Raw genomic sequence first — 26,391 nt, 5'->3', positions numbered from 1 at the left:
CACACCCACGTTACGTACGAGGTCCCGGTGGTCGAGCCTGTCGAGACCACCACATGCATGTACCAACGACGTCATCTCGACAAGCTCGATGACCAAACCCCCACGACGTCATCTCGACAAGCTCGATGACCAAACCCCCGCGACGTCATCTCGACAAGCTCGATGACCGGTGGTCGAGCTTGTCGAGACCACCCACATGTACGTACGCACGACGTCATCTCGACAGGCTCGATGATCGCCCCGTTTCACGTGAAACCCACCTCCCGAGAGACGCCTGGGAGAACGCCGGCCCAACGAATCCGCGGAAGGGTTGCCAAAGGCACCGCGGGGGCGCCGGGTGCGCTAAAGTCCGCGAGCAGCCTCGCGAATCTGATGCAACCGCGCACGCTGCTCGAACGTCTTAGTCGTAGAACGTCGCACTCCGGGTGCGACTCCAGCGGCCCGTGCGACCGGGCCCCCATCCATGACCACGGAGCTGATGTGAACGTCCGTAGAACCCCGGTGGCGATCTTCCTCACCACCATCCTCGCCCTGGGATTCTCCCTGGGCTCGATCGCGGCGCCGAGCAGCGCCCAGGCCAGCACCGCGTCGGCCTCCGTCGGGCAGATCGGGCTGCACACGGCGTACAAGACTCTCTACCAGCAGGGCTCCTCGGGCCTCGGGGTGCGCAAGATCCAGGCTCGCCTCAAGGAGCGGCAGATCTTCAAGGGACGCGTCACCGGCACCTACGGCTCGAAGACCGCCGGCGCCGTCAAGGTCTTCCAGCGCAACCAGCGCCTGACCGTCACCGGCAAGGTCAACCAGCGCACCCTCGACCGGCTCCGCTCACTGACCAGCACCCCGACCGACGCGAAGCTCTACAACCTCGACCGCCGCTGCCTGACCGGCCGCGTCCTCTGTGTCGACAAGACCGACCGCCGGATGCGCTACGTACGCAACGGCAAGATCATCCGAGCGATGGACGCCCGCTTCGGCTGCTCCGACACGAAGACCCGCGAGGGTGCGTTCAAGATCTTCAAGAAGAGCCGCAACCACGTCTCGTCGATCTACCACACCCCGATGCCGTACGCGATGTTCTTCAACGGCGGCCAGGCGGTGCACTACTCCTCGGACTTCGCCGCCCGCGGCTACAACGGCTGCTCCCACGGCTGCGCGAACGTACGCAACAAGTCGTCGATCGCCTGGGTCTTCGACCAGGTCCGCATCGGTGACCGGGTCGTCGTCTACTGGTCCTGAGGCGCTGCCCGTTCCACGTGAAACACCCGCACAAAGAGATCGCCCCTCGTGCCACACGGCACGAGGGGCGATCTCTTTGTCTCAGCGTCACTCAGGCAGGACGACCACGTAACGCCGCGGCTCGACACCGGAGGACTCGGAGGTGAGCCCGGCGGCGGCGACGGCGTCGTGGACGACCTTCCGCTCGAAGGGCGACATCGGCTTGAGCGAGACCGGAGCACCGGACTCCTTGACCTTCGCGACGGTCTCCTCGGCGAGCGCCATGAGCGTCGAGCGACGGTCGGCACGGTAGCCGCCGACGTCGAGCATCAGGCGGGACCGTTCGCCGGTCTCGCGGTAGACAGCGAGCCGGGTCAGCTCCTGGAGCGCGTCCAGGACCTCACCGTGGCGGCCGACGAGCTGCTGGAGGTCGCCACCGACGATCGAGACGGCGGCACGGTCGCCCTCGACGTCCATGTCGAGGTCCCCGTCGAGATCGGCGATGTCGAGAAGCTCCTCGAGGTAGTCCGCCGCGATGTCGCCTTCCTGCTCGAGCTGCTTGAGGCGCGTGTCTTCGCTGACCTCCTCCACAGCCTCGGTCACGGTCTCGCTCACATCCTGAGTCGTCACTTGGTTCCCCCGTCCTTCTGGGTCGTGGAGCGACCGGCGCTCGTGCCGGCCTTCTTCCGCTGGCTCCTGGTCTGGCTCTTGGGCTGGGTGCGCTGCGCGGGACGCTTCTCGGCCGCTGCCTCGTTGGCCTCGGCGATGTCGATCTCCGCGTCGGGCAGACCCTTCTTGCGGCGCTTCTCCCGGTCACGCTCCTGCTTGGCGTCGAACGCCGGCGTCCCCGGTGCGGGGTTGTTGCGGATCACGTAGAACTGCTGGCCCATGGTCCACAGGTTGGAGGAGGTCCAGTAGAGGATCGTTCCGACCGGGAAGGCGATACCACCGACGGCGAACACGACGGGCAGAACGTAGAGGAGCAGCTTCTGCTGCTGGGCGTACTGTCCGGTCATGGCATCGGCCGGCATGTTCTTCGACATCAGCTGACGCTGGGTGAGGAAGGTGGTCGCGATCATCGCCACGACCAGGAACCCGGTGAGGAAGTACGTGCTCATGTGGTCGGCCGTCGTGAACTGGTCCGAGAGCAGCGAGCCGAGCCAGGTCGACGTCGCGAACTCGTGCGCGGCCTCGTCGCTCAGGAATCCCTTGCCGATACCGTCCGAGGCGTGCTCGAGCATGCGGAACAGCACGAAGAAGATCGGCATCTGCAGCAGCAGCGGCAGGCAGGACGCGAACGGGTTGGTGCCCGAGTCCTTGTAGAGCTTCATGGTCTCGTTGGCGAGCTTCTCGCGGTCGTGACCGTACTTCTTCTGCAGCTCCTTGACCTTCGGCTGCAGCAGCTGCATGTTGCGGCTGGAGTTGATCTGCTTCACGAACAGCGGGATCAGCAGCGCACGGATGGTCACGGTCAGGCCGACGATGGCCAGGGCCCACTGCCAACCTTCAGACGGGATGACGTACGAGAACGCCTTCTGCCATACGAGCAGGATGCCCGAGATGGCGTAATACAGCGGTGTTGCGATCCATCCGAACAGATCGCCTATGGCTCCCACGGAATCAGGCTCCTCGGTTTGGGGAGTCCGCACTTACACGGACCAGGTCTTCAGGGTCTCTTCGAGATTTCTTCGGGGGCGGTACGGGATCGAAGCCCCGGGTCTTAGCCCAGGGGACGCAGCGGGCCAGACGGCGCGCCGTCAGCCAGCTCCCGCGCCAGGGGCCGTGCGTCTTGACGGCCTCGAGCCCGTACGCCGAGCACGACGGGTAGTAGCGGCACACGTCGCCGTAGAGCGGACTGATCAGAGTCCGCCACACGTGAAGCAGTCCGACCAGGGCGTACGTCAGCAGGTGGTCGAGCTTGTCGAGACCACCGCGCACGAAGCTCATGACAGCACTCGCTCCAGGCAGCGCCGCAGATCGACGCCCAGGGCGTCGTAGTCGGCGTCGGCGGCAGCAGGCAGTGCACGGACCACAAGCACAGCAGAGCCCGGGAGTCCGCTCAGGGACTCCCGGGCCTGGTGACGCAGTCTGCGCTTCACGCGATTCCGGGCGACGGCCGGACCGACGGCCTTGCTCACCACGAAGCCCACCTGCGGGTCGCCCTCCCGGTCGGCATCTGGGCCGGTGCCGGGGACGAGCAGGTGGACCACCAGGCTCTTCGAGCCCGCGCGCTTGCCCCGTCGTACTGCTTCTTTGAAGCCCGACGAATCGACCAGTCGGTGGCGACGTGGCAACACGCGCGTGGTGGCTGAGGCCGCGGCCTCAGACGGTCAGGCTCTTGCGACCCTTGCCGCGGCGCGCAGCGAGGATCGCGCGGCCGGCGCGGGTGCGCATGCGCAGGCGGAAACCGTGCGTCTTGTGACGGCGGCGGTTGTTCGGCTGGTAAGTACGCTTGCTCACGGGGTGCTTCCTTATTGTGTGGGGCCGGTTTGTTCTGCCGGCTGGTCTGATGGGGTCGCCCTCGGTGGTTCCAGGCGGGCCGATTCAACAAGCACCGCCCGTCCGCGCCCGATGAGGAGAGGCGTGGACATGCGGCACCCGTAGACCGGGCGACCTAGCAACGGTACGTGGACGGCGAAACCACGGTCAAACTCGCGCACTATCACACCCCTGTCATTAGTCCTGCACCTGTGGAGGACGGGTTGCCCATGACCCTCGCCAGCCGGTAGTTTCGTTCTCTACCGAGGTTTCCCTGCACATCGTCAGGAGCATCGGCCGCATTCGGGGGGATGCCACGCAGGGAACTAGTTTTCCCGCCTGACCTGCCGAAACGGTCGGATTCTCGAGGACGGCGACGTGTCTCGGTTGGTCTCCGATGCCTACATTCGGGGATGCTCCACAGCTTGTGGAAAAGTCTGTGGAGGATGTAGACCGGACCGCTGCATCAATCCAGGCTGCATCAATACAAGACCACCCACCCGAGCCATCAGGGAAGGCAGGAACCTGTGGAGTCCTCCGGCCTCGCGCCAGAACCACAGCCAGATCTCCAGTCCGCATGGACGAAGGTGGTCGCCGAGCTCCCGCCGAACCAGCGGGCGTGGCTCCGGGACAGTGAGCCGCTCACCCTGCACGGGTCGACCGCGATCGTCGAGGTCCCCAACGACTTCACCCGCAACCAGATCGAGGGCCGCCTGCGCGGCTCCCTGGAGAGATCCCTCGGCGAGATCTTCCATCGCGAGATCCGCATCGCGGTGACCGTGAACCCCGATCTCGACGTCACGCCGGATCCCGACACCCAGGCGATCATGATCTCCGAGCGCGAGATCGCCGCTGCGGACGCTGCCGCCGCCGCTGCCCTGCAGCAGTCGGCGTTCCCGAACCAGTCGGCTTACCCGAACCAGTCAGCCTTCCCGCATCAGTCGGTCTACCCGCCGAACTCGCCCGGCCTGATCCCTGGCGTCCCGCCGGCGACCGCGCCCCACGACGAGCCGGGTGCGCCCGCCGCGTACTCGGCGCCGCAGGCTCCCATCGCGTCGCCGCCCCCGCAGCAGCCGGCCGCTCCCGCGGCGCCTGACGACGTACGTCCTGGATATGGCGACATGTCGACAAATCCCCCGGCGCCTCAGGTGGCTCCCATCGAGGAGCCGGTTCCGCCGCGGCCGCTCGTCCCAGGTCCGCCGACCCGGCCGAGCGAGCCGAGCCACAACGTGCTCGAGACCCGGCTGAACCCGAAGTACACCTTCGAGACCTTCGTCATCGGGTCCTCCAACCGATTCCCGCACGCAGCCGCGGTCGCGGTCAGCGAGGCACCGGGCAAGGCCTACAACCCGCTGCTCGTCTACGGAGAGTCGGGTCTGGGCAAGACCCACCTGCTGCACGCGATCGGTCACTACGTACGGAGTCTCTACTCCGGGGCGAAGGTGCGCTACGTCAGCTCGGAGGAGTTCACCAACGAGTTCATCAACGCGATCCGCGACGACCGGCAGGACCGGTTCAAGCGGCGCTACCGCGATGTCGACGTCCTGCTGATCGACGACATCCAGTTCTTGGAGGGGAAGACCCAGACTCAGGAGGAGTTCTTCCACACCTTCAACACGCTCCACAACGCCAACAAGCAGATCGTGCTCACCTCCGACCGCCCACCCAAGCGGCTCGAGGCGCTCGAGGACCGGCTGCGCAACCGGTTCGAGTGGGGTCTGATCACCGACGTCCAGCCGCCCGACATCGAGACCCGCATCGCGATCCTCCGTAAGAAGGCCGCGATGGAGCGGCTCACCGCGCCGCCGGACGTGCTCGAGTTCATCGCGAGCAAGATCCAGACCAACATCCGCGAGCTCGAGGGCGCGCTGATCCGGGTCACCGCGTTCGCCAACCTCAACCGGCAGGACGTCGACCTGACCCTGGCCGAGATCGTGCTCAAGGACCTGATCCCCGAGGGCGGCGAGCCCGAGATCACCGCCGGCCTGATCATCGCCCAGACCGCTGCCTACTTCGGGCTGTCGATCGACGAGCTCACCGGACCCTCCCGTGGGCGTCACCTCGTCATGGCCCGCCAGATCGCCATGTATCTGTGTCGCGAGCTCACCGAGGACTCCCTGCCCAAGATCGGCAAGCACTTCGGCGGCCGCGACCACACCACCGTGATGTACGCCGAACGCAAGATCAACCAGCTGCTCGCCGAGCGCCGGGCCGTCTTCAACCAGGTCTCCGAGCTCACCAACCGGGTCAAGATGCAGGCGCGCCAGGCCTAGCCAGTCCAGCAGTCGTACGCGGCCGCCGCCCCTTCCGGGCCGGCGGCCGTTTCGCGTTTTGGGATTTCGAAAACCCACAGGACGAGATTTCCCAGGTTGTCCACAGCCCACAGGCTGGGTGGAACCTGTGGAGAACCGGCCGTTCAAATGGGATGGAAAAGGGGATGGCCTGTGCACAAAACACTCAAACGGGCCGACAACTCTCCACAGCCCACAGTGACGTGCGTCATTTCAGCATGGCGTCCACATCCCCTGTGGAATCACATTTCCGGGCATGACCAGGGAAGACGCTGCTCATCCACATTTCCCACAGATGCTCTTACGACGTACGAAACTATTTACATCTATGGATCCTCGGTGAAATTCCACGAACGCCCTTCCCTGGGGACAACCCGCTCGGCCGACCGAGTGCACAGGTACGCCTGTGCAGACCCGACACCACTGAGCGCTTACCGGTTGTCGGCGGTCCGTGGCAGGATGCGTACTCCAGGTCATGTCAACGCGGGGGCGTTCCGGAACCGGTGGCGTCTTCCCCCAGGGTTCAAGCACAGCCCGGACCGCATGTCCTCAAACGCCCCGATGTCGAGCTAGAAGAAGGACAGGTCATCGTGAAGTTCCGCGTCGACCGCGACGTGTTCGCGGATGCCGTCGCCTGGGCTGCCCGCAGCCTTCCGGTCCGCCCCAGCACCCCGGTGCTCTCAGGTCTCCTGATCGAGGCGGGTCAAGAGGGCCTGGTGCTCTCGACATTCGACTACGAGACCTCCGCGCGGGCGACGCTCTCGGCCGAGGTCGCAGACGAGGGCAAGGCGCTGGTCTCCGGCAAGCTGCTCGCCGACATCTGCCGCAGCCTCCCGGCCAAGCCGGTCGAGATGGTCACCGACGGCGCCCGCGTCTCGCTCACCTGCGGGAGCGCGCGGTTCAGCCTCCAGACCATGCCTGTGGAGGACTACCCGACGCTGCCGGAGATGCCGACCGCGGCAGGCACGGTGAAGTCGGAGCTGTTCGCCCACGCCGTCGCCCAGGCCGTGACCGCCGCCGGTCGCGACGACATGCTCCCGGTGCTGACCGGCGTGCGGCTCGAGATCGAGGGCTCCACGATCTCGCTGCTCGCCACCGACCGCTTCCGGCTCTCCCACCGCGAGCTCGAGTGGAACCCGGCGACTCCCGACGAGAGCCTGGCCGCGCTGGTGCCGGCGAAGGTGCTCGGCGACACCGCCAAGTCGCTGACCAGCGGCAGCGAGGTCACCCTCGCGCTGTCCACCACCGGCACCGGCGAGGGCATCATCGGCTTCGAGGGGGCGGCCGCGGGTGGCGTACGCCGCACCACGACGCGCCTGCTCGACGGCGAGTTCCCCAAGGTGCGCAGCCTGTTCCCGGCCGAGCACCTCACCACCGCTCTGGTCGACAAGGCCTCCCTGGTCGAGTCGGTCAAGCGCGTCGCCCTAGTCGCCGAGCGCAACACCGCGGTCCAGATGGTCTTCGAGGACGGCGTACTCACCCTCGACGCAGGCTCCGGCGACGAGGCCCAGGCGTCCGAGTCGATCGAGGCGACCATGGAGGGCGAGGGGCTGACCACCGGGTTCAACCCGCAGTTCCTCCTCGACGGGCTGCAGGCCATCGACGAGCAGGTCGTCGAGCTCGCCTTCACCCAGGCTCCGAAGCCCGTGGTGATCAGCGGCAAGCCGGCCGAGGGTGGCGAGGAGCCGGGCTTCCGCTACCTGCTGATGCCGCGGCGTCTGCTCTCCTGACATCTGTCGCTCGTAGGGTGGTCTTGTCTCGACAAGCTCGACACACGCGCCAAAGCAGCTCGACCACCGAGAGCTCGCTCGATCACCGTGGATAGGAACCTTGCAATGCACATCGGACTCGTCGGCCTCGGCAAGATGGGTGGCAACATGCGCACCCGGCTTCGGGAGGCCGGCCACACCGTCGTCGGATACGACCGCAACCCCGATCTCGCCGACGTGGCGAGCTTGGCGGAGCTGGTCGAGGCGCTGCCCAGCCCCAAGGTGGTCTGGGTGATGGTGCCGGCCGGTGACCCGACGCGTTCCACGATCGCCGAGCTCAAGGAGCTCCTCGGCGAGGGCGACCTGGTGGTCGACGGCGGCAACTCGAAGTACACCGATGACGCCAAGAACGCTGCGAGCCTGGCCGAGAACGGCATCGGCTTCGTCGACTGCGGTGTCTCCGGTGGCGTCTGGGGTCTCCAGAACGGCTACGCCCTGATGTACGGCGGTTCCGACGAGGACGCCGCCAAGGTGATGCCCGCCTTCGAGGCGCTCAAGCCGACCGGCACCGAGGACGGTCTTGTCCACTGCGGCTCCACCCCCGGCGCCGGCCACTTCTCCAAGATGGTCCACAACGGCATCGAGTACGCGATGATGCAGGCCTACGCCGAGGGCTGGGAGCTCCTCGACAAGGTCGACATCGTCGACAACGTCCCCGAGATCTTCGCCTCGTGGCGCACGGGCACCGTCGTACGTTCCTGGCTTCTCGATCTTCTCGTCGACCAGCTGCGCGCCGACGAGCACCTCGACAAGATCAAGGGTTACGCCGACGACTCGGGCGAAGGGCGCTGGACGGTCGAGGCTGCGATCGAGAACGCCGTCCCGATGCCGGCGATCTCGGCCTCGCTGTTCGCGCGGTTCGTCTCGCGCCAGGAGGACGACCACGCCATGAAGGCGATCGCCGCGATGCGCAACGGGTTCGGTGGGCACGCGGTGATCTCGGAGTCGGAGGCCTGAGGACCCGCTGACGCGGGTGGTCTCGACAGGCTCGACCACCTAGATCGGGTCGATCACTCCGGTGAGGGTGAGGATCAGGCGGACGGCGCCGTAGGCGAGGAAGAGTCCGAAGAAGCCCAGGATGATCGGGCTCCGTACGAGCTTGTCGAGGTCGGTGGGGCGTTGCCGGGAGATCCGGGCGCGCACGGCGACCACCGCCAGAACGACGATCGCCAGGATGAGCACGGGTCCGAACCAGTTGCTCGCCAGCGAGGAGCCGATGTCGCCGTGCATGAGGTAGACCCACGACCGCGTCAGACCGCAACCCGGGCAGGGAAGCCCGGTGATGGCACGGAACGGGCAGAGCACCGGGCCGTCCTCGATGCCGCCGGCCGGCAGGAGCGACGCGATCACGATGCCGCCGACGCCGATGGCGGCGGTGACCTCCGTGGAGCTCACCGCCGCGAGGCGTTGGTGCACGTCAGGCGAGCGGTTTGCCGTCGACATCCGGGAACTTTCTAATGGCGACAAGCACGATGTCAATGATCGACCAGATTCCGAAGCCTCCGCAGGTGACCAGCTTGAGGACACCGAGCCCGATCTGACCGACGTAGAACCGGTCGACACCGAACCCACCCAGGAAGATCGAGAACAGCAGGGTGATCAGCCACTCCCGGCTCGAGAAGACGCCCGGGATCTGTTTCACGGGAAACCACTGCTGGTCCGTGCCGAGGCTGGCCGGAGTGTCCGACTTGATCTGCCCGGCAGCAGCCATCTGGGCGAGCTGTTGGACCGGGTAGGGCCCGTGGACCTGACCCATCACCGACAGATAGAACGGCCCGGCCGGCTCGTTATAGGCGGGTTGCCCTGGAGGCGGGCCGTAAGGGTTGGGAGACTGGGTCATGCAGGCACCTTAACGAGAGAGGAAACACGATGTACGTCTCACACCTCTCTCTCCACGACTTCCGCTCCTATCCGAGCGTCGAGGTCCCCCTCGACGCGGGCGTCACCGCCTTCGTCGGCCGAAACGGCCAGGGCAAGACCAACCTGGTCGAGGCGATCGACTACCTCTCCCGCCTGCAGTCCCACCGGGTCGCCACCGATGCGCCGCTGGTCAGGGCCGGCGCCGAGCAGGCGGTCGTGCGGGCCGCCGTCGTGCGGGACGGTCGCACCGCGACGCTCGAGGTCGAGATCAACGCCGGCCGGGCCAACAAGGCCCGGATCAACAAGAGCCCGCTCCCCCGCACCCGCGACCTGGTCGGCCTGGTCCGCACCGTCGTCTTCTCCCCCGAGGATCTGACCCTCGTCAAGGGGGACCCCTCCGACCGCCGGCGCTTCCTCGACGACCTGATGATCCTGCGCGCACCCCGTCTGGCAGGCGTACGCAGCGACTACGACCGTGTCCTCAAGCAGCGGAACTCGCTGCTGAAGACCGCCGGGCTCGCGCGCGGCTCGGCCCGCGAGGGTGCGCTCGCCACGCTGTCCGTCTGGGACGACCACCTCGCCACCATCGGCGCCGAGATCCTCGCCCAGCGGCTCTCCCTGGTCGAGGCGCTGCGCCCCTATGTCGGGAAGGCCTACGAGACGGTCGCCCGAGGTGCCAGCCGCGACGACGCCGAGATCACCTACAAACCGGTGGTCGAGCCGGTGGTCGAGCCTGTCGAGACCACCCCCAGCGTCGAAACCCTCCGCCAAGCCATCCTCGATGAGCTCGCCCGACGTCAGAAGGACGAGCTCGACCGCGGCATCAGCCTGGTCGGCCCGCACCGCGACGACCTTCTCCTCCACATCAGCGCCGGCACCGAGCGCCTCCCGGTCAAGGGCTATGCCAGCCACGGCGAGTCGTGGTCGTTCGCGCTGGCGCTGCGGTTGGCGGCGTACGACCTGCTGCGGGCGGACGGCGACGACCCCATCCTGATCCTCGACGACGTCTTCGCCGAGCTCGACAGCCAGCGCCGGGTCCAGCTGGCCGAGCTGGTCGCCGACGCCGAGCAGGTCCTGGTCACCGCGGCGGTCCCCGAGGACGTACCCGCTGCGCTCGCCGGTGCCCGCTACCACGTCAAGGCAGGCGAGGTGACCCGTGATGAGTGACGAAGACCCCCAGGTGGTCGAGCCTGTCGAGACCACCGCCGAAGGCGGTGAGGAGGAACCGGAAAAGCGTGCTGACGGCCTGGATCTGGCCCGCTCGCTGACTCGAGCCACCGCGAAGATGCCCGCACCCAAGGCAGGGATGCGCAAGAAGCGACGTACGCCCGACAACGCCACCCGCCGCGGCACCGTCTCCGGCGCCCGGCCCGACGACCGCGACCCCCAGCTCATCGACTCGGTGGTGAGCCGGATGGTCAACGACCACGGGTGGGACACCTCGCTGCGAGTGCACGGGGTGATGGCCCGCTGGCCCGACATCGTCGGCGAGGAGATCGCCGACCACACCACCCCGGAGTCGTACGCCGACGGCAAGCTCTCCGTTCGCACCGACTCCACCGCGTGGGCCACCCAGCTCAAGCTGCTGGCGCCCACGTTGGTGAAGCGTCTCAACGAGGAGCTGGGTCACGGAACCGTCCTCGTCATCGACGTGCTCGGCCCGCATCTGCCCTCCTGGAAGAAGGGCCCCCGAGGCGTACGCGACGGCCGCGGGCCGCGCGACACCTACGGTTGAGGGCGGGCCGTGAACATGTGTTCGAGGCGCCGTGCGTGAGCCGCGATCTGCCGCTCCAAGCGCCCCGAGGACGTATAGGGACTCACCGAGCCCCCTGCTGAGGGCGCAGAGACACCGTCAAGAGACGCACAGACGCTCATTTCGATCACAGTTCCCCCTCAGGAACGCCGGCGTGCGTGGAATCCGGGCTTCTACGGGGTAATATGGGGATTGGGTCGATCGTCCAAGGTTTCACCTTCCCGGCGCTGGTCGGCCCGTTGCATGCCCGACCGACACCATGTCCGATTCCGGACCGAAATGACAGGTGGATCGCACCGGTGACCGCTGCCGACCAGACGACTCCTATGCCGGACGACAAGACCACAGACGGAGTCGAGTACGACGCGTCTGCCATCCAGGTCCTCGAAGGACTCGAAGCGGTCCGCAAACGACCGGGTATGTACATCGGCTCGACGGGATCCCGCGGCCTGCACCACCTGATCTGGGAGATCGTGGACAACGCGGTCGACGAGGCGCTCGCCGGCTACTGCGACACCATCAAGGTGACGCTGCGTGAGGACGGCTGGGTGAGCGTCTCCGACAACGGCCGAGGCATCCCGACCGACACCGCGGCCGGCCAGGAGGTCCCCGCCGCGACCCTGGCGCTGACCGTGCTGCACGCCGGCGGCAAGTTCGGTGGCGGCGGCTACAAGGTCTCCGGCGGTCTGCACGGCGTCGGCTCCTCGGTGGTGAACGCGCTCTCGACCAACCTCCACATGGAGATCAAGAACCGCGGCCGCCTGTGGGAGCAGGAGTTCACCAGCGGCGTACCCGACTACGACCTCCGTGAGGTGCGCGAGCTCGAGGAGGGCGAGCGCACCGGCACCACGATCTCCTGGAACGCCTCGAGCGACATCTTCGAGTCGACCGACTACAACCTCGAGACCATCTCGAGCCACTTCCGTGAGACCGCGTTCCTCAACAAGGGGCTGCGGATCGAGCTGCGCGACGAGCGGCCGGAGGCCTCCGCCCTCGCCGAGGCCGTCGAGGACGGGACGATCGAGTCCGACACCGACAGCGCCGACGAGCTGCACAGCACCGGCAACGGCGATCGGGTGCTGGAGCAGTCCTTCTACTACGAGCGCGGGCTGGCCGACTACGTCGACCACCTCAACAAGCGCAAGAACCCGGTCTCCAGCATCATCGCCTTCGAGACCGAGACCGACGACAAGGCGCCCAACCCGATGAGCGTCGAGATCGCCATGCAGTGGCAGGCGTCCTCCTACAACGAGTCGGTCCACACCTTCGCCAACACGGTCAACACCCCCGGCGGCGGCACCCACGAAGAGGGCTTCCGCGCCGCGCTCACCACCCTGGTCAACCGCTGGGGCGAGGAGTGGGGTCTGATCAAGAAGAAGGAGGACCGGCTCACCGGTGACGACATCCGTGAGGGTCTCACCGCGATCATCTCGGTGAAGATCAGCGAGCCGCAGTTCGAGGGCCAGACCAAGGACAAGCTCGGCAACACCGAGGTCAAGGGCTTCGTGCAGGGCGCCGTCAACGACCAGCTCGGCGCCTGGCTGGAGCAGAACCCTGCCGAGGGCAAGGAGGTCATCCGCAAGTCGATGGCCGCCGCCTCGGCCCGGATCGCGGCCCGCAAGGCCCGTGACCTGGCCCGCAACCGCAAGGGCATCGGCGGTGGCGGCGGCCTGCCAGGCAAGCTCGCCGACTGCCAGTCGACCAACCCCGAAGAGTGCGAGATCTTCATCGTCGAGGGTGACTCCGCGGGTGGCTCGGCCAAGTCCGGCCGCGACCCGCGGATCCAGGCGATCCTCCCGATCCGAGGCAAGATCCTCAACGTCGAGAAGGCCCGGATCGACAAGGTGCTGGCCAACCAGGAGGTCCAGTCGATCATCTCCGCGCTGGGCACCGGCGTGCACGACGACTTCGACATCAACCGGCTGCGCTACCACAAGATCGTGATGATGGCCGACGCCGACGTCGACGGCCACCACATCAACACGCTGCTGCTGACGCTGCTGTTCCGGTTCATGAAGCCGCTGATCGAGCAGGGCTACGTCTACCTCGCCCAGCCGCCGCTCTACCGCCTTCGCTGGAACAAGCCGGCCGAGCACGAGTTCGTCTACTCCGACGCCGAGCGTGACGCCCTCATGCGTGACGGCATCGAGCAGGGCAAGAAGCTGCCCAAGGAGAACCCGGTCCAGCGCTACAAGGGTCTGGGCGAGATGAACGCCGACGAGCTGTGGGAGACCACGATGGACCCCTCGCAGCGACTGCTGCTGCAGGTCACCCTCGAGGACGCCGCCCACGCCGACGAGATCTTCTCCATCCTCATGGGTGAGGACGTCGCCGAGCGACGCTCCTTCATCCAGCGCAACGCCAAGGACGTCCGATTCCTCGACATCTGAGCCTCGCCCTAGATATCGATAGACGCACGCAGAAAGTGAAATCGTGACCGAGACTCCTCCGGAAGATTCCGGGCTGACTCCTGAAGGTGGCCGGATCCAGACCGTCGAGCTGCAGGCATCGATGCAGTCCAGCTACATCGACTACGCGATGGCCGTCATCGTCGGCCGCGCGTTGCCTGACGTACGTGACGGGCTCAAGCCCGTCCACAGGCGCGTCCTCTACGCGATGTACGACGGTGGCTACCGTCCCGACCGCGGGTTCTCCAAGTGCGCCCGTGTCGTCGGTGAGGTGATGGGTAACTACCACCCCCACGGTGACACCGCGATCTACGACACCCTGGTCCGGCTGGCGCAGCCGTGGGTGATGCGCAACCCGCTGATCCACGGCCAGGGCAACTTCGGTTCGCCCGGCAACGACCCGGCCGCGGCCATGCGTTACACCGAGTGCCGGATGGCGCCGCTGGCGCTCGAGATGGTCCGCGACATCACCGAGGACACCGTCGACTTCGGCCCCAACTACGACGGCCGCTCCCAGGAGCCGGCCATCCTTCCGGCCCGGTTCCCGAACCTTCTGGTCAACGGCTCGGCCGGCATCGCGGTCGGCATGGCGACCAACATCCCGCCGCACAACCTGCGGGAGGTCGCCTCCGGCGCCAAGTGGGCGCTCGAGCACCCCGACGCGACGCGCGAGGAGCTCCAGGACGCGCTGCTCGAGCGGGTCAAGGGCCCCGACTTCCCCAACGGCGCGCTGATCGTCGGCCGCGAGGGCATCGAGCAGGCCTACCGCACCGGCCGCGGCTCGATCACCCAGCGTGCGGTGATCGAGGTCGACGAGGACAGCAAGGGCCGCACCAACCTGGTCATCACCGAGCTCCCCTACATGGTGAACCCGGACAACCTCGCCCAGAAGATCGCCGACCTCGCCGACACCGGCAAGGTCCAGGGCATCGCGGACGTCAAGGACAACACCTCCTCCCGCACCGGGCAGCAGCTCGTGGTCGTGCTCAAGCGCGATGCGGTCGCCCGCGTCGTACTCAACAACCTGCTCAAGCACACCGAGCTGCAGACCAACTTCTCCGCCAACATGCTGGCGCTCGTCGACGGTGTGCCGCGCACGCTCTCGATCGACCAGTTCATCTCCAACTGGGTCGAGCACCAGATCGACGTCATCCGGAGGCGTACGGCATTCCGGCTGCGCAAGGCCGAGGAGGACGCCCACATCTGGCGCGGCCTGGTCAAGGCGCTCGACCAGCTCGACGCGGTCATCGCGCTGATCCGCTCCTCTCCCGAGGTCGACGACGCCCGCCAGGGCCTGATCCGGCTGCTCGACATCGACGAGGTCCAGGCCAACGCGATCCTCGACATGCAGCTGCGTCGCCTCGCGGCGCTGGAGCGGCAGAAGATCGTCGACCGTCTCGCCGAGCTCGAGCTGATCATCGCCGACCTCGAGGACATCCTCGCCAACGTGACCCGCCAGCGTCAGATCGTCATGGACGAGCTCGACGAGATCGTCGCGAAGTACGGCGACGACCGCCGCACCCAGATCATCGCGGCCGACGGCGACCTCTCCATGGAGGACCTCATCCCCGATGAGGAGCTGGTCGTCTCGATCACCCGCGGCGGCTACGCCAAGCGCACCCTCGCGGGTGAGTACCGCACCCAGAAGCGCGGTGGAAAGGGCGTACGCGGCGCCACCCTGCGCGGCGACGACGTGGTGGAGCACTTCATCTCGACCACCAACCACCACTGGCTGCTCTTCTTCACCACCGCCGGCCGCGTCTACCGGATCAAGGCCTACAACCTGCCCGAGGCGGCGCGTGACGCCAAGGGCGGTCACGTCGCCGGGCTGCTCTCGTTCCAGCCGGACGAGTCGATCGCCCAGGTGCTCGCGATCCGCGACTACGAGCAGGCGCCCTACCTCGTGCTGGCCACCCGCTCCGGTCTGATCAAGAAGACGCGGCTCGGGGACTACAACTCGCCCCGTCAGGCCGGCGTCATCGCGATCAACTTCCGCGAGGACGACGACGAGCTGATCGGTGCCGAGCTGGTCAACTCCGAGGACGACATCCTGCTGGTCTCCCGTAAGGGCCAGGCGATCCGGTTCCGCGCCGACGACAACCAGCTGCGGCCGATGGGCCGGGCGACGTCGGGTGTCACCGGCATGAAGTTCCGGGAGAGCGACTCGCTGCTGTCGATGTCGGTCATCCGGGCCGAGCACGTCGCCGCCGAGATCGCGGCCGGGCTCTCCGAGGCCAACGAGGACACCGCGGACGTCGCGGCTCCCGTCTCCGGCGCCGAGTCGCCGGACGAGGTCAAGGAGCAGTTCGTCTTCACCATCACCGACGGTGGTTTCGCGAAGCGTACGAAGATCTCCGAGTACCGGCTGCAGTCCCGCGGCGGTCTGGGCATCAAGACGATGGCCCTGGCCAACGCCGACCGCGGCGGCCTGGTCGGTGCGTTCATCGTGGTCGACGGCGACGAGATCCTCTCGATCACCGCGACCGGACAGGTCGTACGCAGCCCGATCAACGCCGACTTCCGGGCAACCGGTCGCTCCACCCAGGGCGTCAAGTTCGTCTCGCCCAAGAAGGGTGACTCGGTCGCCGTCGTGGCCCGTTCCGTCGAGGCCCGTGAGGTCGACGATGACCTCGTCACCGGGACAGAGGTTGCGGATGATGTAACAATCGGTGGAGACGACGAGCACGGAGCGTCGACCGAGACCACGACGGAAGATGAATCCTGATGACGGACCGCACCGCCGACCGCACGACTGGGGGAGTCGCGATGACCGAGCGGAACGAGACCGCAGCACAGCCGGTGACCCAGCGGATCACTGACACGGTCGCCAACGCGGCCAGGCGTACCAGCTCCGCGGTGGCCTCCACCGCCCGCACCTCCGGCCCTGCCGGCGCGGAGCGGGACGCGGTCAGCGGCTCGGCTCGCCGGGCCCGGTTGAGCCTGAGCCGTATCGACCCGTGGTCGGTCATGAAGATGGCCTTCCTGCTCTCGATCGCGCTCAGCGTCGTGGTGATCGTCGCCGTCTTCGTGATCTGGTCGGTGCTCGGTGCCGCCGGTGTGTGGGACTCGATCAACCAGGCGGTCCAGGACGTCGTCGGTGACTCCAGCGCCGGCTGGAACGTCCAGGACTACCTCGGCCTCGCCCGCGTCATGGGCTTCACCATGGTCGTCTCGGTGGTCAACATCGTCCTGATGACCGCCGTCGCCACCCTCGCTGCGTTCCTCTACAACATGGCAGCCGCGCTCCTGGGCGGCGTCGAGGTCGAGCTCACCGAGAACTGAGCCGCACCTGCTTCCAACCTGGGGAGGGTTGTCCGAACATGGTTCGGACAACCCTCCCCAGGTTCATTTGTTCAGGTGGCAGTTGTCGCTGCACGTCTGCACCGGCCCGCTCCAGCCGTTCCTGATGAGGATGCGTCCCACGCGGTCTGCTGTCTGACACGGCGTATCGAACACCTGGTGGAACCGCAGTCGCGCGGTGACCGCCCCGAGTTCCGCGAGATCGTCCAACGAGCGTCCGGCATCGCGGGCCTGGTCGCGCCAGGTGTCGTGACCGAGCGCTCCGTCGAGCTCGACCACGAGGGCGTACGCCTCGTACTCCACGTCACGGAACTGGGTGCCGGTCGAGCCGCGCCGGGGCGCCTGCCGTCGCCCCTCAGGCAGCCCGTGCGCCCGCTCGACCTTGGTGAGGTAGCCGTGCTCGAGCACTGAATGTGTGCCGTCCTCGAGATCGTCCACCAGCGCTTGGATGAGCTTGCGGCGGCGTAGGGAATGTGCGCGCTCCAGGGCGGCCCGAAGCGTCTTCGCGGTGACGTACGGTCTACTGGCCGCTTCGGCGACCCGCGCGATCGCGTCGATCTCGGACTTGGCTTCGTTCGCCATGGCCAGCGCGTTGTCCTCGACCCTGAGGCGTGGTGGTGTGCCGCCGTACGCCTTGAGTTTGAGGCCGCGCATCCTGTGGATGACGATGCCTGGCTGAGGCATCACCTTGCGGGAGTGGTCGATGGCGACGTGGATCGGTCGGCCGTCGTCACGGCCCCTGGGCGCCTCGAGGCTCTCTCGACACAGCACGGCCGGGTCGGCGTAGAGCACCGCGGCCCACGCCCGCTGCTCCCAGGTGAGCGGCCCGGTGTGGTCGATGTAGACGCGCGGATGCACCCGGCGGAGCTCGTTGCGACGTACGGCCCGCTCGATGTCGACCCTGCTCAGGCCGCCCGCGGTGAGCTGGGCACGGCTCGCGACTCCGTCCTGCATCCGCCGCTGAGCGTCCAGCATCCGCGCCGCATCCTCACGCGCGAAGATCGCCTGCAGGTCCTCCGAGTCGGACATGTTGGCACCCTAGCCCTGGGGAAGGCTCTCGGAGCCAGGTTCGGACAAACCTCCCCAGGCTGGGCAGGGTGTCACCGTTTTGGTTCCGCGGGCGGCAGGCGGGTAATGTTTCTTCTCGCCTGCTGGTGGGGCTTCCACCCCCGGCTGGCACCTGCGCTTATAGCTCAGACGGTTAGAGCACCACACTGATAATGTGGGGGTCGGAGGTTCAAGTCCTCCTAAGCGCACAGCACTCGCCCTGGACTCCGGTTCGGGGCGTTTCTGCTTTTTCAGGCCGCCCGTCGGCCCGTCATGCCGGGAGCGACAGGTCTCGTCGGCGCAGGGCAAGGGCTCCGGCCAAGCCCAGCACCACGCTGGTCACGACCAGGCCCAGGACCGGGCCGTAGCTGATCGCGACGGCCGGCGCGTTCGGCACACGGCTGAACGGCGAGAGGTCCGACAGCCAGGAGGGAAGCCCCAAGGAGGGGCCGAACATCGGTCCGACGAAGACGCAGAACACCACCAGCAGCCAGGACAGGCCGACGGACCACCGCGGCAGCACCATGACGACGGTGACGACTGCTGCACCGAGCACGCCGATGGCGGGAAGCTGAACGAGCGCGGCGCCGACCAGGTCGCCCAGCAGCGATGCGGTCCCACCCAGCGCCTGCCCGCCGGCAAGGCTCATCGCCGCGGCATAGAGGAGCATCAGGGACGTGGCCCCGACCAGCGCGTTCGCCGCGTACGCACCGAGCCAGCGCAGCCTGGAGACGGCGGTGCCGAGGAGGGGTTCCAGGGTGCCCTGCGCCTCGTCGTGGCGTAGACGCAGCAACAGTGAGACGACATAGATCGCCACGGCCATCCCGGCGATCTGCATCATCGACGCCCAGTAGGCGCCGAGCAGGTCAGCATCACCGCCGAACGTCTCGTACCACTCCGTCGCCGCTCCCTCGAGCCCCTGGATCCGGTCGCTCAGCGCCCCGAAGATCAGCCCGAATCCGACCATGCCGATCGCCCAGCCCAGAAGGACACCACGCTGCAGCCGCCAGACCAGGCCAGTGGGGCTCAGCAGTGCGGGACTCGCATGCGCCGCGCCGCGCCGTTCGGGCCAAATCCCCCGGCCCACGTCACGCCGGTCGATGAGCACGAGCGCCAGCCCGAAGAGCATGGCCGTGACGATCCCGCCCAGAGCCACCGGCCACCAGAGATTGTCGGCGAACGGCCTCATCTGCTGGCCCCAGCCGATCGGGGAGAGCCACGCCGGCCAGGCGCTGCTGACGCGGAGAGCGGCGGAGTCCACGGTCCCGAGCATGTTGCCCAGAGCCACGAACATGAACGAGACGCCGAGAGTGGCACCGGCGAAGCCGATCGCGCCGCGGGCGGTGGACGCCAACTGAGATGTCACCGCGGCGACACCGGTGAAGGCCACCCCCACGAGAGCGATCGATGCGCCTCCCACGAGCGAACCGGCCAAGGCCTGGCCCGTGACGGCCATGGCAAGCCCGAGCATCACGGCCAGGCCGGTGTCGGCGGCGAGAGCGACGATCACGGCTGCGGTCAGTGACGCGTATCGGCCGACGACGCCCGCGGCAAGCATCTCCTGCCGGCCGAGCTCCTCGGCCTGGCGGGTGTGCCGGACCACCGCGAGGACGCTCATCATGGCGGCGAGCACAGCCAGGGTCAGGGCGTCGCGGTGCAGGGTGTACGCACCGACGCTGGCGCCGGTCACCAGGCCGAGCACCCGCATGCCCGGGTTCTCCACCACGATCTGGGTATCGGGTCCCAGCAGCTCCGGATGTGTCGTGTAGTTGTCGTCGAACAGCGCAGTCGTCGCTGCCAGGAACCCCGCCATCCCGAGGATCCAGGCAAGAAGCACGATCCGGTCGCGCCGGAGCGCGAGCCGTACCAGCCGTAACGTCCCGGTGAAGCCCGTCATCGACTCCCCACCACCCCGGAGCTGCCGGTGCGATCGGGAGTCGATCCGTCCTCGCCGTAGTGCCGCAAGAAGAGCTCCTCCAGGGTGGGAGGTGAGGTGGTCATCGACCGCACCTGCAGGCCGACCAAGCGCTGGAGCACGGGGTTCAGCTCGCCCGCGTCGACGCTGAACTCCGCGTGCCCGTCGTGGACATGCGCGTCATGGACGCCGGTCCAGCGGGTCACCGCCTCGATCGGCCTGACGGTGTCGACGACCACCGACGTACGGGTGAGGTGGCGCAGCTCCTCGAACGTGCCGGACTCGGCGGCCCGACCGGCGCGGATGATGGTCACGCGATCGCACAACGCCTCCACCTCGGACAGGATGTGGCTGGACAGCAGGATGCTTCGCCCGGCAGCGCGCAGGTCCTGTACGACCTCCTGGAAGACCGCCTCCATCAGCGGGTCCAACCCCGACGTCGGCTCGTCGAGCAGGTAGAGCTCCACGTCAGAGGCGAAGGCGGCGACCAGGGCGACCTTCTGCCGGTTGCCCTTCGAATAGGCCCGGATCTTCTTGGTGGGGTCGAGCTTGAAGCGCTCGAGCAGGTCCTCCCGACGGACTGGGTCGAGCCCGCCCCGCAGGTCAGCCAACAGGTCGATCACCTCACCGCCGGTGAGGTTCGGCCACAGGTTCACCTCGCCCGGCACGTATGCCAGCCGTCGGTGCAACGCCACCGCATCGCGCCAGGGGTCGCCGTCGAGCACGGCGACCTTCCCGGCGTCGGCGCGCAACACTCCGAGTAGGACGCGGATCGTGGTGGTCTTTCCCGATCCGTTCGGCCCCAGGAAGCCGTGCACCTCACCTGTCTCGACCCTCAGATCGAGGCCGTCCAGGGCCCTCGTCCCGGACCCGAAGTCCTTCACCAGTCCGGATACCGCAATCGCGCTCACCGAAACCACTTCCTCCTCAGCCGCGTCCCGGAGGTTCACATCCTCGATCTCGAGCACATCGCACCCGGGCAGGAATCGGCAGGGACGAACGCCGCTGGTTGTCGTGGCCTAGGTCTCTCCTCACCGGGGCGGATGACCACCATCCGCCACCCCGAGTCGGCCGGACGCGTCGTGGTCGTGGGTCGGCACGACCCGCATCAGATGGCGAGCCAGGTGCAGGCGGTGGAGGGTGGCGAAGGCGGCGTCTCGGTCCTCGTCGACGAGGTCTCCGGGGAAGGCCGGCTTCTGTCTGATCAGGTCGATCTGGTCGTAGTGCCAGGCGGCGTCGCCGGCGATCAGGACCCAGCCGGACGCGGTCCGGGCGAGGACGCCGATGCTGCCCGGCGTATGGCCGGCGAGCTCCACGAGCAGGACGGAGCTGTCGCCGAACAGGTCGTGGGAGGCGGTGAAGGTGGCGACGGGCGGCCCGTCGAGGTCGTACGTCTCCACGGGCCGGCCATCGGTGAGGGCCGGACGTACTCCCCCGACGGGTGGGCGACCGGGGCCGAGGATCCAGTCGCGCTCGGTGGTGCGGAGGTGTACCGGGAGACCGGGGAGGTCCAGGAGGCCGCAGACGTGGTCCCAGTGTGCGTGGGTCGGGAGGGCGAAGTCCGGCTCGACCAGCGCGGTTCGCAGCGAGTCGACGGTGGGAATGGTGTCGGCCGGCGGCGTGACCAGGCGTCGCAGCATGGCCGGGAGCTCGGCCAAGGCCCGCGAGGGGGCGTCGCGGCAGTAGGACGGATCGACGACGAATGTCGCCTCGGGATGTGTGATGACGAAGCAGGTCATCGCGTTGCGTACGGACCGGCGGAGGCCGGCGCCCTCGATGAGGCCGCCCGCGGGCAGGCTGCGCGGGACTTGGGGCATCGTGCTGACCGTCACCGTTCGGTCGCCCTGGGGCAGGCCGGCATCGGTGATGGACGCGAGAAGCCGCTCGTCGGGTCGCCGCGGCCGCAGCAGGCCGCGGGCGAATCCGCCCAGGGCACCAGCCATCTCGCGGGGCGTCGGGGTGGCAGGAGTCGCAGTGGGATCGCTGGTCACACAGGGAACGTACCGACCGCAGGACGGCGGGCCATCCGACCAGGGTAGGAACCGCGTGCGAACATCACCGTCATGACGAAGATCGACCTTCCGTTCGACCTCGATTCGATCCCAGGACGTACGCGCCGGTGGGTCAAGGGCGGGATGAAGCGCACCGACAGGTGGGGGCAGCGGCTGGGTGGTCGCGTCGGCCCGCTCATCCCCAACACCCTCGCCACCGGGGGCACCGACGACTGGACGCCGCAGGGGCTGGGCTACGACCCGGGCACCAACCTGCTGGCCCAGAGCTACTACTCCCACGACAAGGGTTCGGCGCTGGTGCTGGTCGACCTGAAGAGCGGCAAGTCCGCCGCCGAGGTGCTGCTCGTGGGCCACCAGGGCAAGGCCGGCCCCGGTCACGCCGGCGGGGTCGCGACCGACGGCGACGACGTCTGGGTCTCGAAGGGTGCCGGCGGCGGCACCGGTCGGCTCTACCGCTATTCGCTCTCGGCCATCCGTGGGGCGGCGAAGGGCGCCGAGGTCGAGCCGATCGAGGCGCCTGCGAAGGTGGCGGCCGGCTCCTACTGCCGGATCCGTGGAGACCGCCTCTACGTGGGGGGCTTCGGCAACCAGACGCTGTTCGCCTACGCGAAGGGTGCGAACGGCGAGTGGGACTTCTCCGAGCCGGTCCTCTCGACGACCACTCCGCCCAAGGTCCAAGGCGTCGTCGTACGCCGCGACGAGTACGTCTTCTCCTCCTCGTTCGGCCGCCACCGCCCGAGCACCATCTTCGTCTGCGAGCGGAGGTCCGACGGCGGTGTCGGCGCGGTCCGGCGCAAGTTCAAGTTCCCCAACATGGCCGAGGCGATCGTCGAGGTCTCGGGCGAGCTCATCGCCACCTACGAGTCCGGCGCCTCCCCCTACAGCCGGCCCTCGGCGTACGGGTTCGGGCTGGTGACCGGCCGGATGTGGGCGAGCACCCACATGACCTGCACCCCCATCGCCTCCCTGGGCCTGGCGCCCGACCCCGAGGCCGGTTGATTTCGTACGCTTCAGGGCGGGCCGGTACGCTTTCCAGGTCTAACGGGCAGCAATGCTCACCACGACTCGCAGGAGATGACATGAAGAAGATCGTCCTCGTACTGCTGGCCGCGGCTGGCATCATCCTCGCCAAGAAGAAGCTCGACCAGTCCAACCCCGAGAAGGGTCACTGGGCCGCGGCGACCGACAAGGTGAACTGACCGACGGACACCCGTCCGGGGCGTTGGCGCAATTGGTAGCGCACCTGCTTTGCAAGCAGGGGGTTAGGGGTTCGAGTCCCCTACGCTCCACCCAGTCTGACCAGGCAAAACGCGAAAGCGAGTGACCCGGGGTCAGCGGCCACAGGGCCAGATCCTGACGAACTGCCTGACTACGCCGCGTCATTGTCGTCGCCCTCCTCATCTGCGTTGTCTTCGTCAGCGTCCTCGACGGAGAGCGGAAAGACGCTGTCCATGACACTGGCCCCGGACTCGATCACCGGCCGGAGTTCGTGGCGGTAGACCAGCTCAGTCACAGCCGTGCCCTTGTGTCCCATGAGTCGCGAGATCTCTTCGACCGGCATCCCCCGCTCGGACAGGATCGAGACGAAGGAGTGCCGCAGCTCGTACGGAACCCACTCGTCGGGATCGATCCCGGGCACGAGGCGGAGAGCGTCGCGAAACATCCGGCGTACGTTGTGGGCGTCCTGCTCGGTTCCCACGAGAGATGGAAACACCAGGTCGTTGTTCTGCCATTGGTCACCAACGCGAGCCCGAATCTTGGCTTGCGCCTGGCGTTGCCGCTCCAACATGGCCGCGACGTATCCCGAGACTGCGAGGGTCCGCTTGGACTTCTTCGTCTTCGTGTCTCCGCCGGCCCGCACCGAGCGCCACACCTCGATGTACGGAGTGTCTTCGTCAAGGTGCACACGATCCCACCGCAGCGCCCGAACCTCCTCGGGACGTACGCCGACGAGCAGCGACACCGCGATGTAGGGATGCATGTGATGCTTGCGCGTCTTCTCCAAGATGTCGGAAGCCTGCTGCAAGGTCAAAGACTTCGACGGCCGACCAGTCCGACCCTTCGGAGCCGGACACAGTTCGACCACGTTGCGCTCAGCAAGACCACGCTTAACGGCCCGATTGATCGAGCGTCGAAGCACGGAACGAACCTGCTTTATCGTCGACGTCGACAAGTCTGACGACAACTTGAGCAACCAGCGGTCCACCTCATCAGGCCGGAGATCTTTGAGACGACGGCCACCCAGGTGCGGCTTGATATGCACCCGGTACTTGTCGCTGTCACCCTCCTTCGTCTTCTCCCCCACATCCGAGCGCTCAAACTTCAGCCAGTCCTCACACACCTGAGCCACCGTCACCCGATGAGCAGCAGGCATCAGTCCAGCCTCGTACTCCCGGATGCGCTCCCGCAGTTTGCGCAGGGCCGCCGATTCGCTGGTTCCGGTGCCGGTCTTGACGATGCGCTTACCGCGTCCGTCGAAGCCAACCGTCTTCTCAGCGATGTAGCGCTGCCGCTTCTCGTCCCAACGGACACCGCCATCACCACGGGCCCGACGAGCCTTCTGCTGGCCGCCGGCGTTACTCATGCCGCAGCCTCCTCGGCGAGCAAGGCGACACACTCAGCAAGCGCATCGACCGGTACCCGGCGACTACGGCCGACCTTGACGGTCCGGAGACGATCCGAGCGGATCAGCTCATAGACCACGGACCGGCTGATACGCATCGCTTCTGCGGCTTCCTCGACCCGATAGAGCACCGGGACAATCACCGTCTCGCTCATCACTTCGTTCCTCTCATCGGTTGGTTGGTGTTCTTGGTCTGGGACTTCCACTGGTCGTACTCACGAGCCCGAGCAGCAGCAGCGAGAGCGAGCGCTTCATCTCCGGGGTTGGTCCATCCGGTGCCTTGGTAGGCCCACTCACCGATGACGAGAGTGGTTTCGTCCTCCTCACCCAAGAGCCGCGCCTCTAGCTCGGCGGTGGAGATCTCTTCGAGGGACTCTCCATTGCGGCGGGCGTCGGCCACCATCTGCTGGTAGCGGACACGAGCCCGACGGAGTCGACCCAGGGTGATCGAGTAGCGCCGGGACTTGGTGGAGAAGTGGCCGCGGAAGCCGAGCATGTGGGACCACTTGCGGATCAGGTGGTACGGGTTGGGCTCGCACAGGCCGTTGTAGAACTCGCTGGCGGTCTCGGCCAGGTCGTGACAGGTCGAGGTCATCCGGGCCAGGTGGGGCCGGGTGGTGTCCTCGAGGCGGACCGAGGAGACATCCTTGCTGGCGTACTTGGCCAGATAGCCGGCCACCTGGCCGGGCGTCAGTACGGCGTCGGGGTCGTCGGTGCGGTCGCCGTCGCGGATGATACGGATGTCGAGCTGACGGCCCCAGGACAGCCGCCGGGTCACGCCGTCATAGTCGATCGGGGGCGCATCGAAGCGGACCTTGCGGACAGCCTTCTGCAGCAGCTCGGCCAGTTTGATCCCGTCCAAGGGCGCCGGGGAACCCGGGCCGTCGGTGCCGTCGAGGCGGAGCAGGGCGTGGAAATGGACCATGCCTCGGGTCTGGTATTCGGCGACCTTGACGAACTGCACCGAGGCACGTTCCTTCAGCCGGGACTCCGGCACGTCGAGGTGCTTGGCCAGGGCACGCTTGAGCTCGATGGTCGTACGTCGCCAGAGCTCGGGAGCCCACCACTGCCACACCACCGCGGTGGTCCAGTCCTGGCAGTCCTCGCAGAACGGTGCACCCACCACGGCCTCGTCAGCGGCATGAACCTTCGGGCACGCGTACGGGCGTCCGTGGGGGCAGCGAGCGCCTTTGTCCCGGTTATCGGGGCGACAGGGCTTGCCGGCCTTGTCATGGCGGTGGATGTGGGACCCGAACGAAGGCGCGGTCAAGGTCGCGAACAGCAGCGGGTTCTCGGCCACGGTGGCGGAGACGGTCTTGCCACCGGAGAGGCCGGCGTCGATCATCGCGAACGTGTCGCGGGCGTAGGTTCGCGAGCAGGACGGGCACACGTCAGCGCGGCGGTTGCCACAGGGCCGGTAGAGCACGCCAAGGGGTGCGTGCTCGGAGTGGAAGGAATCGAGGTGCTCTCCGACAGCGGCGAGGTGTCCTCGGCGGGTCCCCAGCTCGAAGGTGTGTGAACGTCCGGTGAGGCGGACCGGGCGGGCGCAGTTCTTCACCGCCGCTGCGGTCTCGGCGAAGGCATCAAAGGTGCCGTCGAGGAGCCTGGAGGTCACGGCCTGGAGGCCGGCGTCGGTCAGGCCGGACAGATCCAGCGGCGCATCCTCCCCGTACCCAGGAAACGACATCGCGCCGTCCTGAGCCGAGGGGGATGCGTCACT

Annotated in this window: 25 protein-coding genes and 2 tRNA genes; 13 read left to right on the top strand and 14 right to left on the bottom strand. The window is 67.4% G+C overall.

Annotated elements, in window-relative coordinates; translation table 11 throughout:
• The first annotated feature begins 480 nt into the window (after positions 1-480).
• Positions 481-1,236, top strand: coding sequence for a L,D-transpeptidase family protein (locus tag BLT25_RS08055; protein WP_256328503.1), 756 nt, complete (start codon positions 481-483; stop codon positions 1,234-1,236).
• Between the two features lie 87 nt (positions 1,237-1,323).
• On the opposite strand, the gene BLT25_RS08050 is transcribed toward BLT25_RS08055, so the two are convergent.
• The 5 genes from BLT25_RS08050 to rpmH are packed head-to-tail and all read right to left on the bottom strand — an operon-like array spanning position 1,324 to position 3,675.
• On the bottom strand, positions 1,324-1,830 hold the full coding sequence (locus BLT25_RS08050) for a Jag family protein (protein ID WP_091044052.1): 507 nt from the start codon (positions 1,828-1,830) through the stop codon (positions 1,324-1,326).
• 11 nt (positions 1,831-1,841) lie between these two features.
• Positions 1,842-2,831, bottom strand: a complete 990-nt coding sequence (gene yidC, locus BLT25_RS08045) for a membrane protein insertase YidC (RefSeq protein WP_091044050.1) — start codon at positions 2,829-2,831, stop codon at positions 1,842-1,844.
• Between the two features lie 4 nt (positions 2,832-2,835).
• Positions 2,836-3,162: a membrane protein insertion efficiency factor YidD gene (yidD, locus tag BLT25_RS08040; RefSeq protein WP_091044048.1), complete on the bottom strand. Its 327-nt coding sequence runs from the start codon at positions 3,160-3,162 to the stop codon at positions 2,836-2,838.
• Positions 3,159-3,512, bottom strand: a complete 354-nt coding sequence (gene rnpA / locus BLT25_RS08035) for a ribonuclease P protein component (protein ID WP_091044045.1) — start codon at positions 3,510-3,512, stop codon at positions 3,159-3,161. Before rnpA ends, yidD begins: the two co-directional genes overlap by 4 nt.
• Before the next feature lie 25 nt (positions 3,513-3,537).
• A complete protein-coding gene (gene rpmH, locus BLT25_RS08030) occupies positions 3,538-3,675 on the bottom strand; it encodes a 50S ribosomal protein L34 (RefSeq protein WP_091044043.1) in 138 nt (45 codons plus the stop codon).
• Positions 3,676-4,220: 545 nt separating this feature from the next.
• On the opposite strand from rpmH, the gene dnaA reads away from it, so the two are divergent.
• From dnaA to gnd, 3 genes are all read left to right on the top strand, one after another.
• Entirely contained in the window at positions 4,221-5,966 is a 1,746-nt protein-coding gene (dnaA, locus tag BLT25_RS08025) for a chromosomal replication initiator protein DnaA (protein WP_091044041.1), read from the top strand.
• A 608-nt stretch (positions 5,967-6,574) separates the two neighbouring features.
• Positions 6,575-7,714 carry a DNA polymerase III subunit beta gene (gene dnaN, locus BLT25_RS08020; protein ID WP_091044038.1) on the top strand — a complete coding sequence of 380 codons (1,140 nt, stop codon included), beginning with the start codon at positions 6,575-6,577 and terminating at the stop codon, positions 7,712-7,714.
• A gap of 87 nt (positions 7,715-7,801) precedes the next feature.
• The gene (gene gnd, locus BLT25_RS08015; protein WP_371113325.1) at positions 7,802-8,710 is read left to right on the top strand and encodes a phosphogluconate dehydrogenase (NAD(+)-dependent, decarboxylating); all 909 of its coding nucleotides are present in this window, start codon (positions 7,802-7,804) and stop codon (positions 8,708-8,710) included.
• A 39-nt stretch (positions 8,711-8,749) separates the two neighbouring features.
• Here gnd and BLT25_RS08010 read toward each other — a convergent pair whose 3' ends face one another.
• Both BLT25_RS08010 and BLT25_RS08005 read right to left on the bottom strand, forming a co-directional pair.
• Positions 8,750-9,148 carry a DUF2752 domain-containing protein gene (locus BLT25_RS08010; protein ID WP_218131265.1) on the bottom strand — a complete coding sequence of 133 codons (399 nt, stop codon included), beginning with the start codon at positions 9,146-9,148 and terminating at the stop codon, positions 8,750-8,752.
• 22 nt (positions 9,149-9,170) lie between these two features.
• On the bottom strand, positions 9,171-9,593 hold the full coding sequence (locus tag BLT25_RS08005) for an NINE protein (RefSeq protein WP_091044030.1): 423 nt from the start codon (positions 9,591-9,593) through the stop codon (positions 9,171-9,173).
• Positions 9,594-9,622: 29 nt separating this feature from the next.
• Here BLT25_RS08005 and recF point away from each other — a divergent pair, with 29 nt between their 5' ends.
• The 5 genes from recF (at position 9,623) to BLT25_RS07980 (ending at position 17,056) form a co-directional block, all read left to right on the top strand.
• Positions 9,623-10,780 carry a DNA replication/repair protein RecF gene (gene recF, locus BLT25_RS08000; protein WP_091044028.1) on the top strand — a complete coding sequence of 386 codons (1,158 nt, stop codon included), beginning with the start codon at positions 9,623-9,625 and terminating at the stop codon, positions 10,778-10,780.
• Positions 10,773-11,348 (top strand): DciA family protein, encoded by a 576-nt coding sequence (locus tag BLT25_RS07995; protein ID WP_091044025.1) that lies wholly within the window; start codon positions 10,773-10,775, stop codon positions 11,346-11,348. Before recF ends, BLT25_RS07995 begins: the two co-directional genes overlap by 8 nt.
• Positions 11,349-11,692: 344 nt before the next feature.
• Entirely contained in the window at positions 11,693-13,756 is a 2,064-nt protein-coding gene (gyrB, locus tag BLT25_RS07990; protein WP_091044024.1) for a DNA topoisomerase (ATP-hydrolyzing) subunit B, read from the top strand.
• A 43-nt stretch (positions 13,757-13,799) separates the two neighbouring features.
• The gene (gene gyrA, locus BLT25_RS07985) at positions 13,800-16,499 is read left to right on the top strand and encodes a DNA gyrase subunit A (protein ID WP_091044021.1); all 2,700 of its coding nucleotides are present in this window, start codon (positions 13,800-13,802) and stop codon (positions 16,497-16,499) included.
• Entirely contained in the window at positions 16,499-17,056 is a 558-nt protein-coding gene (locus tag BLT25_RS07980; RefSeq protein WP_091044020.1) for a DUF3566 domain-containing protein, read from the top strand. The genes gyrA and BLT25_RS07980 overlap by 1 nt, the downstream gene beginning before the upstream one ends.
• Before the next feature lie 63 nt (positions 17,057-17,119).
• Here BLT25_RS07980 and BLT25_RS07975 read toward each other — a convergent pair whose 3' ends face one another.
• The gene (locus BLT25_RS07975; protein WP_218131264.1) at positions 17,120-18,103 is read right to left on the bottom strand and encodes a type IV toxin-antitoxin system AbiEi family antitoxin domain-containing protein; all 984 of its coding nucleotides are present in this window, start codon (positions 18,101-18,103) and stop codon (positions 17,120-17,122) included.
• A 153-nt stretch (positions 18,104-18,256) separates the two neighbouring features.
• Here BLT25_RS07975 and BLT25_RS07970 point away from each other — a divergent pair.
• Positions 18,257-18,330 (top strand) — tRNA-Ile (locus BLT25_RS07970).
• A gap of 62 nt (positions 18,331-18,392) precedes the next feature.
• Here BLT25_RS07970 and BLT25_RS07965 read toward each other — a convergent pair.
• From BLT25_RS07965 to BLT25_RS07955, 3 genes are all read right to left on the bottom strand, one after another.
• Positions 18,393-20,018: an ABC transporter permease gene (locus BLT25_RS07965; RefSeq protein WP_091044017.1), complete on the bottom strand. Its 1,626-nt coding sequence runs from the start codon at positions 20,016-20,018 to the stop codon at positions 18,393-18,395.
• Positions 20,015-20,947, bottom strand: a complete 933-nt coding sequence (locus BLT25_RS07960) for an ABC transporter ATP-binding protein (protein WP_091044374.1) — start codon at positions 20,945-20,947, stop codon at positions 20,015-20,017. The genes BLT25_RS07965 and BLT25_RS07960 overlap by 4 nt, the downstream gene beginning before the upstream one ends.
• Positions 20,948-21,067: 120 nt before the next feature.
• Complete coding sequence (locus BLT25_RS07955) at positions 21,068-22,027, bottom strand: MBL fold metallo-hydrolase (protein ID WP_091044015.1); 960 nt, start codon at positions 22,025-22,027, stop codon at positions 21,068-21,070.
• Positions 22,028-22,099: 72 nt separating this feature from the next.
• Here BLT25_RS07955 and BLT25_RS07950 point away from each other — a divergent pair, with 72 nt between their 5' ends.
• From BLT25_RS07950 to BLT25_RS07945, 3 genes are all read left to right on the top strand, one after another.
• A complete protein-coding gene (locus BLT25_RS07950) occupies positions 22,100-23,047 on the top strand; it encodes a hypothetical protein (RefSeq protein ID WP_091044013.1) in 948 nt (315 codons plus the stop codon).
• An 80-nt stretch (positions 23,048-23,127) separates the two neighbouring features.
• A complete protein-coding gene (locus BLT25_RS30135; RefSeq protein WP_218131262.1) occupies positions 23,128-23,247 on the top strand; it encodes a DLW-39 family protein in 120 nt (39 codons plus the stop codon).
• Positions 23,248-23,264: 17 nt separating this feature from the next.
• Positions 23,265-23,337 (top strand) — tRNA-Ala (locus BLT25_RS07945).
• 80 nt (positions 23,338-23,417) lie between these two features.
• On the opposite strand, the gene xerC is transcribed toward BLT25_RS07945, so the two are convergent.
• From xerC to BLT25_RS07930, 3 genes are read right to left on the bottom strand one after another with little or no spacing between them, the layout of a single operon-like run.
• Complete coding sequence (xerC, locus tag BLT25_RS07940; RefSeq protein WP_091044010.1) at positions 23,418-24,632, bottom strand: site-specific integrase; 1,215 nt, start codon at positions 24,630-24,632, stop codon at positions 23,418-23,420.
• A complete protein-coding gene (locus tag BLT25_RS07935; protein WP_091044009.1) occupies positions 24,629-24,826 on the bottom strand; it encodes a helix-turn-helix domain-containing protein in 198 nt (65 codons plus the stop codon). Before BLT25_RS07935 ends, xerC begins: the two co-directional genes overlap by 4 nt.
• Positions 24,826-26,358 (bottom strand): replication initiator, encoded by a 1,533-nt coding sequence (locus BLT25_RS07930; RefSeq protein WP_143033677.1) that lies wholly within the window; start codon positions 26,356-26,358, stop codon positions 24,826-24,828. Before BLT25_RS07930 ends, BLT25_RS07935 begins: the two co-directional genes overlap by 1 nt.
• Positions 26,359-26,391: the final 33 nt, after the last annotated feature.

This window comes from Nocardioides sp. YR527 (assembly GCF_900101045.1).
In the GTDB taxonomy this organism is placed as follows: domain Bacteria; phylum Actinomycetota; class Actinomycetes; order Propionibacteriales; family Nocardioidaceae; genus Nocardioides.
This window is presented reverse-complemented; position numbering and strand designations above follow the sequence as displayed.

What these genes read in the sequence shown, in the direction of transcription:
- yidD (WP_091044048.1), bottom strand. Translation starts at nt 3,162, where the DNA reads ATGAGCTTCGTGCGCGGTGGTCTCGACAAGCTCGACCACCTGCTGACG.
- BLT25_RS08005 (WP_091044030.1), bottom strand. Translation starts at nt 9,593, where the DNA reads ATGACCCAGTCTCCCAACCCTTACGGCCCGCCTCCAGGGCAACCCGCC.
- recF (WP_091044028.1), top strand. Translation starts at nt 9,623, where the DNA reads ATGTACGTCTCACACCTCTCTCTCCACGACTTCCGCTCCTATCCGAGC.
- BLT25_RS07995 (WP_091044025.1), top strand. Translation starts at nt 10,773, where the DNA reads ATGAGTGACGAAGACCCCCAGGTGGTCGAGCCTGTCGAGACCACCGCC.
- gyrB (WP_091044024.1), top strand. Translation starts at nt 11,693, where the DNA reads ATGCCGGACGACAAGACCACAGACGGAGTCGAGTACGACGCGTCTGCC.
- BLT25_RS07980 (WP_091044020.1), top strand. Translation starts at nt 16,499, where the DNA reads ATGACGGACCGCACCGCCGACCGCACGACTGGGGGAGTCGCGATGACC.
- BLT25_RS07975 (WP_218131264.1), bottom strand. Translation starts at nt 18,103, where the DNA reads ATGTCCGACTCGGAGGACCTGCAGGCGATCTTCGCGCGTGAGGATGCG.
- BLT25_RS07965 (WP_091044017.1), bottom strand. Translation starts at nt 20,018, where the DNA reads ATGACGGGCTTCACCGGGACGTTACGGCTGGTACGGCTCGCGCTCCGG.
- BLT25_RS07950 (WP_091044013.1), top strand. Translation starts at nt 22,100, where the DNA reads ATGACGAAGATCGACCTTCCGTTCGACCTCGATTCGATCCCAGGACGT.
- BLT25_RS30135 (WP_218131262.1), top strand. Translation starts at nt 23,128, where the DNA reads ATGAAGAAGATCGTCCTCGTACTGCTGGCCGCGGCTGGCATCATCCTC.
- xerC (WP_091044010.1), bottom strand. Translation starts at nt 24,632, where the DNA reads ATGAGTAACGCCGGCGGCCAGCAGAAGGCTCGTCGGGCCCGTGGTGAT.
- BLT25_RS07935 (WP_091044009.1), bottom strand. Translation starts at nt 24,826, where the DNA reads ATGAGCGAGACGGTGATTGTCCCGGTGCTCTATCGGGTCGAGGAAGCC.
- BLT25_RS07930 (WP_143033677.1), bottom strand. Translation starts at nt 26,358, where the DNA reads ATGTCGTTTCCTGGGTACGGGGAGGATGCGCCGCTGGATCTGTCCGGC.